Annotated in this window: 9 protein-coding genes and 1 pseudogene; 7 read left to right on the plus strand and 3 right to left on the minus strand. The window is 70.9% G+C overall.

What is annotated here, in order from left to right; genetic code table 11:
• From TA90_RS14800 to TA90_RS02075, 3 genes are all read left to right on the plus strand, one after another.
• The coding region (locus TA90_RS14800) for a hypothetical protein (RefSeq protein WP_043534365.1) at nucleotides 1-613 on the plus strand (613 nt) is incomplete at its 5' end.
• Between the two features lie 455 nt (nucleotides 614-1068).
• On the plus strand, nucleotides 1069-1851 hold the full coding sequence (locus TA90_RS02070) for a DsbA family protein (protein WP_052450384.1): 783 nt from the start codon (nucleotides 1069-1071) through the stop codon (nucleotides 1849-1851).
• 61 nt (nucleotides 1852-1912) lie between these two features.
• Nucleotides 1913-2554 carry a hypothetical protein gene (locus TA90_RS02075; RefSeq protein ID WP_043534366.1) on the plus strand — a complete coding sequence of 214 codons (642 nt, stop codon included), beginning with the start codon at nucleotides 1913-1915 and terminating at the stop codon, nucleotides 2552-2554.
• A gap of 238 nt (nucleotides 2555-2792) precedes the next feature.
• Here TA90_RS02075 and TA90_RS02080 read toward each other — a convergent pair whose 3' ends face one another.
• Entirely contained in the window at nucleotides 2793-4238 is a 1446-nt protein-coding gene (locus tag TA90_RS02080; protein ID WP_043534367.1) for a L,D-transpeptidase family protein, read from the minus strand.
• A 579-nt stretch (nucleotides 4239-4817) separates the two neighbouring features.
• Here TA90_RS02080 and TA90_RS02085 point away from each other — a divergent pair.
• The 3 genes from TA90_RS02085 (at nucleotide 4818) to TA90_RS15810 (ending at nucleotide 7575) form a co-directional block, all read left to right on the plus strand.
• On the plus strand, nucleotides 4818-5906 hold the full coding sequence (locus tag TA90_RS02085; protein ID WP_407921574.1) for an AMP-binding protein: 1089 nt from the start codon (nucleotides 4818-4820) through the stop codon (nucleotides 5904-5906).
• A gap of 8 nt (nucleotides 5907-5914) precedes the next feature.
• Nucleotides 5915-6805 carry a 1,4-dihydroxy-2-naphthoate polyprenyltransferase gene (locus TA90_RS02090; protein ID WP_043534368.1) on the plus strand — a complete coding sequence of 297 codons (891 nt, stop codon included), beginning with the start codon at nucleotides 5915-5917 and terminating at the stop codon, nucleotides 6803-6805.
• An 83-nt stretch (nucleotides 6806-6888) separates the two neighbouring features.
• A complete protein-coding gene (locus tag TA90_RS15810) occupies nucleotides 6889-7575 on the plus strand; it encodes a hypothetical protein (protein ID WP_074015233.1) in 687 nt (228 codons plus the stop codon).
• Here the strand turns inward: TA90_RS15810 and TA90_RS02100 are convergent.
• Nucleotides 7565-8233 (minus strand): histidine phosphatase family protein, encoded by a 669-nt coding sequence (locus TA90_RS02100; protein ID WP_043534369.1) that lies wholly within the window; start codon nucleotides 8231-8233, stop codon nucleotides 7565-7567. The two genes, TA90_RS15810 and TA90_RS02100, sit on opposite strands and share 11 nt — an antisense overlap.
• A gap of 54 nt (nucleotides 8234-8287) precedes the next feature.
• Between TA90_RS02100 and TA90_RS02105 the strand changes: the two genes are divergently transcribed.
• Nucleotides 8288-9088 carry an HAD family hydrolase gene (locus TA90_RS02105; protein ID WP_043534370.1) on the plus strand — a complete coding sequence of 267 codons (801 nt, stop codon included), beginning with the start codon at nucleotides 8288-8290 and terminating at the stop codon, nucleotides 9086-9088.
• 120 nt (nucleotides 9089-9208) lie between these two features.
• Here the strand turns inward: TA90_RS02105 and TA90_RS14805 are convergent.
• Nucleotides 9209-9458, minus strand: a pseudogene (locus TA90_RS14805) (LCP family protein); the annotation flags it as partial.

A 9458-nucleotide genomic window follows, 5' to 3' on the forward strand; every position in this document is an offset into this window, starting at 1 on the left:
GTGGATCAGGGGCACCTGGTGCGCCGGCGCACTGGTCCTGGCGGCCGGGACGGCGCTGTTCGCCGAGGAGGTGACCCTGCCGGTCCTGGTCCTGTGGGGCCGGCTCCTCGTCGGGCCCCACATCGCACTGGCGGCCTGCCTGACCGTCCTCGCCCTGTGGACGGTGAGCGGGATCCTCGCCGTGGTCAGGCTCGGTGAGCCCTTCGTCGAGACGCCCGTCCTCCTGCGCCGCATCCTGCGCCGCACCGTCCGCACCGTCACGGCCGTGGCGACGGCGCTCACGGTCCCGGTCCTCGGGCTGGCCGCCTTCCTCGCGGCCACCGAACTGCCCCTGGCCGCCCACGTCCTGGTCCCGCAGTCACCGGACGGGTGCCGCCTCTACGCCGTGGTCCGGCCCGCCTACGACGGAACGGACACCGACTTCTACTTCCTCCCGCGCGGACACGTGGTGGCCGTCGACTCCGGCCGGACGTGGCCGACCAACGGGGACGACCCCTCCGACCCGGTCGTGTCCCTGCCCTGGTCGTTGGAGTGGGACAGAGACTCCGCCACACTCCGCCGGATGTCCGAGGAACCAGTCGACGCGACACCCCTCACCTGCCCCGCGCCCTGAGGGCGGGTTGTTCCCTCCGCCGACGGACCCTGACCGGTGGTCGCGCTGCACAACGACGAGGGCGACGCCACACGAGCAGGCCACGAGGGCGCTCAGGGGCAACAGACGCCCAGGGGCACCGTCAGGGGGCACCCGGCAGAAGTGCCAACAGGGAGAGGAGAACCCCTCCAACAGGCACGCGAATGACGGATCACCCCGCGCACTGTGGACTAGGCTGCAACTCGTCGGCAGCGACCAATGACGGTCCCGCTCCTTCGACCTGCACCGTTGCACCGGGAGCATGTTCTCCGAGACGAGTCCCACTCCGCAGCACCGAGGCGGAGAGGGGTGCTGCGAGTCCGGGGGAAGCACACACCACGCCGACCAGGAACGGGAGGGCCCGGGCAATGCATGGGGACCAGAGCGGGGGACACCGACGCTCGCGTCGAATTGTCATCGCATGTGCCTCCGCAACGATGCTCGCCGTCATCGTCACCATGGCAATCGTGTGGGCGCGCCCGACCAACGATCCGGCAGCACAACCCGATGCGGCACCGTCAGTCCCGACCCCTTCCCCGGGGAACGAGCAGACCGCGCAATCAGGGGATGCCGTTACCTTCCTGCGCGCCTACGCCGATGGCTCACCCGTGGTCCTCTCGCACCTGGGAGTCGGCACGAAGGATGACTCACTGCCGACCCTGACCGAGTACTTCGACTACACGTGCTACTTCTGCGCGCGCTACGACGTCGAGATGGGAGCGGAACTCTCGGACAGGGCAGTCGACGGTGACTTCAACATTGCCCATCAACCAGTGACCACGTCGGGTGCCGCATTCGCCTATCCAGCGACCACGGCATCGCTCATCGTCTCCCAGGCCGACCCAGCCCACTGGGTTGCCTTTCACCATGCGCTCCTGTCGTACTTCCACGAGCAGTACAACTCAGGTGACGGAACTGTCGTCCAGGACGGAGCACGGTCCTTCGAGGCGGTGAGGACGATTGCCGCAGATGCCGGAGTCCCGGATGAAGTGGTGTCGACCTTCACGCCGAACTCAGTTGGGAGGTACCTGACGACCACGACCAATGCGTGGGTGGCGGAGGACTTCGACGGACGTGATCCGAGCATGTTGGGCACGCCAGAGTTCGTCAGGGACCAGACCATGGTCATCCACTCGTCGGGCACCAGCGCCCAGGAGATCCTCCGGTCACTCGTCGAGGGAATGGAGGCGTCCTCTGCGGTGGACGGCTCCCACCACTGAGTCCGTCCGACTCGTGACACCTCCTGGTCCGCAACCCACCGTCGAGAAGGGACGGGAACCCATGCACAGACCCACACACCACACAGCGGTCCTGACATCCTCCGGGATCCTCATCCTGGTGGCCCTCGGGTTCGCCGTGTCCGCTCTCTCCGGACCTGCCGTGTCCACCACACCGCAGTCGCAGACGTTCTCCCGTGTCACCACCGACTCCCAGGCACTGGAGGTCGTGGACTCCGCCCGCACGGAACTCAACTCGCAGGCACTGGAGGAGTCCAGCGCGGCCAAGAGAGAACTCCCACCACTGCCAGAAGGCGCCTCCTACCCCGACAGGACCCACGTCTCCGACCTCGACGACACACAGGCTGACCTCGACGCCGGCCGACTCACCGCCCAGGAAGCCGTCGCGGAGTCCCAGGTCGTCTACGAGGACGGCTACTTCGCCTCCCTGACCGCCATCGACTGGCAGTGCTCCTGGATCTCCCAGGCCGTGGCCAGCCAGGACACCGGGGACGAGGCGGGCGTGGCCCGAGCCATCCAAGTCCTCACCGACTTCGGAGCCTCGGACCTGGCCGCGCCCTTCGTCGACTGGAACTCCTACATCCTCCCCGAGATCATCGAACCCATCGCCACGGGGGACAGCGACCTCGCACTCAACTACCTCGACCACTCCTGCTTCCCCCAGACACGGGTGGACCTCGAGTAGCACCCGCGTCATTCGGGCGGTCACGGAGACTGGGCGCGTCGGGCCGCATCCGCGCCCGGACGTCTGCTCAGCACACGGCGGAGAAGGACCGGCTCCGGTGGTGCACCTCCCAGTCGACGGCCGGAGGGGCAGCGACAATGGGCACTGGGCGGCCGTCCTCGCGAACTGGCCCGTGCGCGGTCAGTGAACGTCGGTGGAACCCCGTCTGCAGATCTGCGGAGTCGGGAGGTCGACGGTCTCAGTAGTGGCTGACGACGGTGGTGCCGATCTCGGACCAGTCGTAGATCCACTTGGCGCCGTCGACCGGCATGTTGACGCACCCGTGGGAGCCGCCCGGGCCTCCCCACCCGAAGGACGTCCGCCAGGGCGCCCCGTGCAGGGCGTAGGAGCCGGTGAAGTAGGTGACGTAGGGGACGTCAGGGGTCTTGTACTTCGTGCCGTCCTTGTTCAGGCCCTCCATGGTCTGGGACGCGTACTTGAGGTACACGTGGTACGTCCCGGTGACGGTCGGGGTGTCGGGCTCCCCGGGGACCATCGGGATCGGTCCCTGCACGATGGTGGCGCCCTCGTAGGCGGTCACGGTGTAGTTGGAGAGGTTGATGTCGATCCACTTCTCCCCGTCCGCGGCCTGGTAGACGAGGTCCTCCGCCCCGTCTGCGATCTCACGGGTCGTGAAGGTGGGCTCGACATTGTCGTACTTGAAGTCACCGGTGAAGGACTGGCCACCCTCCAGGGCCGCGACCACGGCCTTCTGCAGGACCGCGGTGTTGTTCACCTTGCAGCCTGCCGTGCCCGCATCGGCCACCGCCACGACGTCACCCTTGGAGTTGACGTTCTTCACGCCGGGGACTGCCTCCTCATTGGTGGCGGTCGCGGTCTTCTCCACCCAGGCGCTCACCTTGGCCTCGTCCCAGGTCGGGGTCCCCAGGGTCCCGTCGTCCTGGGTGGGGATCGAGATCCACCCGGCCTTGGTCGCGGTGTCCGCCGGGTAGGAGGCCACACCACTGTTCAGGGTCACGTCCAGGGCGAGCAGTCCGTTGGCCGCGTCCGCCACCGTCCGGGCCGCCTGCGTGGTCACGGTCGGCTCGACGTCCGAGGACTTCAGGTCCACGGCCTGTGACGTCAGGGTCGAGGCCGCCTTGGCCACCACCCCCGTCAACTGGGAGACATCCACACCGACACCTGCCTGCGCGTCGGTCACCACGAACTGACCGTCATCCGCGGAGAAGGTCACCGAGGCGTCCTCGGCCGGCTGCCCCGCCGTGGCCGCCAGCTCGGTGCTGAACTCCTGGAGCTTGGACTCGTCGACCGAGGTCACCACCGCGACGTCACGCCGGTCGACGAGCGCCTTGATCCGCGACCAGGCGGAGGCATTGGGCTCGAAGGCCTTCGCAGCCGTCGCCTGCGCGTCCACGCTCACACCCAGGTCGGAGAGCTTGGCAGTGGTCGGCTCGCCGTCCACGTTCACCGTCACGGTGATCGCGCCGGCCTTCTGCGCCACCGCCTCCGCGACCTCCTCCTGCGTCTGCCCCGTCACCGAGGTCCCCGCCACGGACACACCGGGCAGACCACGGGCAGCGAAGTGGGCGGCATAACCCGCCGTCGCGCCGGTGACGACCAGCACGAACGCCAGGACCCCACCCAGGAGCCACTTCAATATCGAGGAGATGCGATTCGAGGCCACGCCTCATGTTATGCGAACCCGGGCAACCACTGCAGTAGGGGATCGCCCACGTCGATCACGAATAGGTCACGCCGGACCGACCCTCCACCAGCACCGACACGGAGCCACCACCTCCCGCGCCGGTGCCGTCGGCCCCACGGGAGCCACAGGCGGGCGCGTCACCCCACCGTGGACGTGACGATCCGCGCACCCCGCCGTCCGGTGTCCCGGCGTAATCTGTCGTCTCCGGACCATGACCCCAGGAGGCACCACAATGACCGGACCGCGGATCCTGCTCGTCCCGGGCGGGACGTCCCCCGGGGCCGTCGCCATGGCCTACGCCTCCCTGCACAAACTCCTCGAACTGCACGGGGAACGCGCCGCCGACCCCGACCACCCCGCGCCCCACACCGTCGTGGTGCTGCGTTCCCCCAGCAGCGTCGACCGTGCCACCCTGCGCGGCTCCTCGGCCACCCCCTCCGAGGCCTTCCCCTCCCTCGACCCGGGCACCGCTGCCGACCCCCATCTCCTCGACGGCATCGACGTGGTCCTCCAGACCTCCGGGTCCTCCACCGGTACCCCCACCTGGTCGGTCTCCCCGTGGAGGCACTCATCGCCTCCGCGCGCTCCACCGAGCGGGCGCTCTCGGGGCCGGGCCGCTGGGTCCTGGCCCTGCCCGCGCACCACGTGGGCGGCGCACAGGTCCTCTTCCGGGCGGCGCTCGCCGGCACCTCACCCCAGGTGGTGGACACCACTGCGGGGTTCCGCCCCGACCGCCTGCCGCCAGCCATCGCCGGGGCGACGCAGGACCCGGAGGTACCGGGCTACCTCTCCCTGGTGCCCACCCAGCTGCGCGCCTGCCTGAAGGCCGGCCCCGAGGTCACCTCGTCGCTGACCCGGCTCGCCGCGGTCCTCGTGGGTGGTTCCAGCGCGGACCCGTCACTGCTCGACCGCGCCCGCGATCTCGGCATCCACGTCCACACGACCTTCGGCATGACGGAGACGTCCGGGGGCTGCGTCTACGACGGGCGTCCCCTGCCCGGCGTCACGGTCCGCACGGTGGAGGTGGAGGGACGCTCGCGCCTGGCCATCGCCGGTCCCGTGCTCATGACCCGCTACCTCGACGGCCCCTCCCCCTTCATCGACGAGGGCGGCCTGCGGTGGTTGCTCACCGGCGACATCGGACGTGTCACCCCGGCGGGCACGGTCGAGGTCTTCGGGCGCAGCGACGACGTCATCGTCTCGGGCGGTCTCTCCATCGCCCCGGGACCGGTGCGCCGTGCCGTCCTGGCGACCCCGGGGGTGTCGGACGCCTGGATCCTCGACCTCCCCGACGAGAAGTGGGGTGCCCTCGTCACGGCCGCCGTGGTGCCCGGACCCGGCGTGCTCGCCGGGACCGACACGAACGGGCCCGCCCTCGTCCCCGTGGCCCCCACCTCTGCCGGACCGGGGACGCCCGCATCCGCGCCGACTCCCGCAGCGGCGGCGGCCCAGCCCGACGGGGGACTGCACGACCTCGCCCTGGCGATCCGCGAACGGGTCGGGGAGGTGCTGGGTCGTGCGGAGGCCCCCCGCGTCGTCGTCGCGGTGGACTCCCTGCCGATGCTCCCCAGCGGCAAGGTCGACCCGCGCGCCCTGAGGGCGGCGGTCGAGGAGCGGATTGGCACCGGCGCCGAGTGGCGTCGTTGAATGGGCCCATGGCTTCCCCCTCCGACTGGCTGGAGGGCGCGCGTCTGCGCACCCTGCCCGCCGCAATGGCACCCGTCATCCTCGGCACCGCCTCCGCGGTCCACATCGGGCAGTGGTCCGCACCCAGGGCCCTGCTCGCCCTCGCGGTGGCGCTGCTCCTGCAGATCGGTGTCAACTTCTCCAACGACTACTCCGACGGCATCCGGGGCACCGACGACAACCGCCAGGGGCCCCCGCGCCTGACCGGCGGGGGGCTGGCCGCCCCGAGGACGGTCCTGGCAGCGGCCCTGGGCTGCTTCGGGGCCGCGGGGGTGCTCGGGTTGTGGCTGGTCCTCCTGTCGGGGCAGTGGGTGCTGGTGGCGGTGGGCGTCGCGGCGGTGGCCGCGGCCTGGTTCTACACGGGCGGGACCCATCCCTACGGGTACCTGGGGATCGGGGTCTCGGAGGTGATGGTCTTCGTCTTCTTCGGACTGGTGGCGACCGTCGGCACGACTGTCACCCAGGTGCCCTCCGCTCCCTGGTGGCTGTGGTGCCTGGCCAGCGGGGTGGGTCTGCTCAGCGTGAGCCTGCTCATGGTCAACAACATCCGCGACATCCCCACCGACCGGGAGGCCGGCAAACGCACGGTGGCGGTGCGTCTGGGTGAGGGGGGCGCGCGATCCGCCTACGTCGCGATGCTGGTGGCGGCACTCGTCCTGGCGGCCGTGGGCCTTCTCGGGGCGGACACCCGTCTGGCCGTGGCCGTGACCCCCTTCCTCGCGGTGGGGGCGGTGCTGCCCGCGCGCCGTGTCGTGGCGGGTGCGAGTGGTCGGGCGCTCATCCCGGCGCTGAGGGACACCGGCCTGTACACACTGGCCTGGTCGGTCGCGTGCGCGGTCGTCCTCGTCGTGGGCGCCTGAGTCCGGGTCCCCTGACCCGGCGCGCCCGTCCCCCGGGTCCTCTGCGAACGGTGGCGGACCCCCGCCTCGCCTAGACTGGTGACGTGTTCAGGATCCTCCTCGTCGTCGCATGGCTGGCGGTCACCGTCTATGCCATCGCTGATTGGGCGCGCACCCCCGAGGAGGAGATGCCCGGTCGGATCCCGCGCCTCATGTGGCTGATCATCATCCTCCTGACGATCCCCTCCTTCTCGATCGGGTCGGTCGTCTGGCTCATCGTCCGCGCCGTCGGGCGGGCCGAGTCCGAGAGCGACGGCACCCGCGCCACCACGCCGCACCCGATCTTCCCGCGGCCCGCCCGACAGGCACCGCCCACACCACCACCTGCGCCGCTGGCGCCCGACGACGACCCGGAGTTCCTCTTCCGCCTCGAGCGTGACATCCGTCGGCGCAGGGCCGCGGAGGAGGGGCGCAACTCCCGGGCGGCGGGCGGCCCAGACACCACCGGACGTCCGGACGGGGGCTCCGGGGCTCCGGACGCGCCCGTCGACCACGGGGACGACGGGGACCACCGCGGCGACGGCACCGGAGCGATCCCCCCCGAGGGGGCCGACGACCACACCACGCCCTCGTCGGGCACCGACGGCGGACGGGCGGAGGACCCACCCGAGGAGGGCGGGCACCCGGAGGACGGCGGTTCCCGGGACGGGGAGCACCCCTCAGACGGGGAACCCGGTCCCCGTCAGGACGACGAGGACGACGATGACGGGGCCAAGGGCCTCAGCGCCTGAGTCCGGCCTCCGACCGGCCCGGGGTCATGTCCGCCGCGCCCTGCAACAGGTCCGCGGCAGGCTCCTGGTAGGAGATCCCGACCAGCGTCGAACCCTCGAAGATGAACGAGGTCACTGACGCCAGCGAGCAGGTGCGCGAGAGCGGGCTGTGGGGCAGTGGCTTGCACTGTGCGAAGCGGGTGAGCGTCACGATGGGCATCTGGTGGGAGACGACCAGGGCCTCGTGCCCCCGCGCCTCGCGCAGTGCCCCCGACAGTGCCGCGGCCATGCGGGACGCCACCGCGGTGTAGGGCTCCCCCCAGGAGGGCCGCAGCGGGTGGGTGTAGAGGTGCCAGTACTGCGGGCGTGCGAGGGCGGCGCGGTCGGCGTTGACGGGGACGCCCTCGAAGGCGTTGCCGGCCTCGACCAGACGCGGGTCACAGGCGACCTCCACCCCGAAGGCCCTGGCCGTCGGCGTGGCGGACTGCTGCGCCCTCAGCAGGGGCGAGGCGATGACCGTGGTGATGTCGCGGCCCTCCTCGACGAGGTGCTCGGCGACCCGGGCAGCCATGGCGTGGCCGCGCTCGGTCAGGCCGAATCCCGGCAGGCGTCCGTAGAGCAGTCCGAGGGGGTTGTCCACCTCACCGTGTCGCATGACGTGGACGGTCGTGATCTCCATGACCCCAGTGTCCCATGGATGCCGGGAGCACCGTGGCACGGCTACCCTTGGGGCATGCAGCCAGCCCACCCGACGGAGTCCTCGCGGGTGGCTGCGTTCTTCGACATCGACAAGACCCTCATGCGCGGCGCCTCCGCCTCCGTCGTCGCCACCGCCCTCCTGCGACGCGGTCTCATCGACCGCCGCACCATCGTCTTCGCGGTCCGCCAGACGTTGCTCTACTCGCTCTTCGGGGAGAAGGTCTCCAGGGTCTCCACCGTCGCCCAGCGCGCCATGCGCAGCGTCGCCGGACAGTCCGTCGAGCAGATGCACGAGGTGATCGAGCAGGTCTGGGAGCCCGCCATCCTCCCCCGTCTCTACGCCCGCACCGTGGAGCGCATCAACTGGCACCTGGAGCAGGGGCACGAGGTCTGGCTCGCCTCGGCCACACCGTGGCTCGTCGCGGAGGTCATGGCCGAACACCTGGGGGCGACCGGGGGGATCGGGACCCGCCTCACCGTGCGTGACGGGTACCTGCTCGCGGAGCTCGATGGTCCCGTCGTCCACGCCCACCACAAGGCCGAGGCCGTGCGCCGCCTGGCCGAGCAACGCGGGATCGACCTCCGGCGCTCCTGGGCCTACTCCGATTCCTTCCACGACGTCGAGATGCTCGAGTCGGTCGGCCACCCCGTCGCCGTCAACGCCGACGTCCGCCTCGGTGGCGTCGCGCGCCGCAAGGGGTGGGAGCGTCTGGGTACGCGCACGAGGACGGACCGGCTGCGTGACCGGTCCCTCAAGACACTGGCGGCGACCGTGGCCGGGGCAGGAGTCGTCGCGATCGTCTCGGGGCTCTCCCACCTGCTCGGCACGGCCTGAGGCATCCGGGGCGGCAACGTCGCGGATCGTCACACCACGGGTGTCCACGCCGCGGGCCGACCGAAGGGGCAGGGCACGCGGAGCCGACCGGACACGGGCCGGGTGCAGTCCCGACCAGCCTCAGGAGGACGGGGGGCAGGTCTCGACGGTGGTGGTGTCCGTGCTGGGAGTGGTGGAGGGACTCTCGGTGGGGGTGGGGGTGGTACTGGGGGTGGTGGTGTCCCCGCTCTGGGGCTCGGTCTGGCCGCTCTGGGCGGTGGTGGGGTCGGGGACGGTGACTTCCTTCCCGTTGCCGTTGGTGTAGGTGGTACCCACCGGGAGGGTGGTGTCCGCGGCCAGTGCCGCCCACAGGTCGGTGGCGGCGGGCTCA

The sequence above is a fragment of the Actinomyces polynesiensis genome (assembly GCF_000820725.1).
Classification (GTDB): domain Bacteria; phylum Actinomycetota; class Actinomycetes; order Actinomycetales; family Actinomycetaceae; genus Pauljensenia; species Pauljensenia polynesiensis.

Bases quoted from the DNA above. Each gene is read 5' to 3' on its own strand.
- TA90_RS02100 (WP_043534369.1), bottom strand. From the start codon at position 8,233: ATGGAGATCACGACCGTCCACGTCATGCGACACGGTGAGGTGGACAAC.
- TA90_RS02090 (WP_043534368.1), top strand. From the start codon at position 5,915: ATGGCTTCCCCCTCCGACTGGCTGGAGGGCGCGCGTCTGCGCACCCTG.
- TA90_RS02075 (WP_043534366.1), top strand. From the start codon at position 1,913: ATGCACAGACCCACACACCACACAGCGGTCCTGACATCCTCCGGGATC.
- TA90_RS02070 (WP_052450384.1), top strand. From the start codon at position 1,069: ATGCTCGCCGTCATCGTCACCATGGCAATCGTGTGGGCGCGCCCGACC.
- TA90_RS02105 (WP_043534370.1), top strand. From the start codon at position 8,288: ATGCAGCCAGCCCACCCGACGGAGTCCTCGCGGGTGGCTGCGTTCTTC.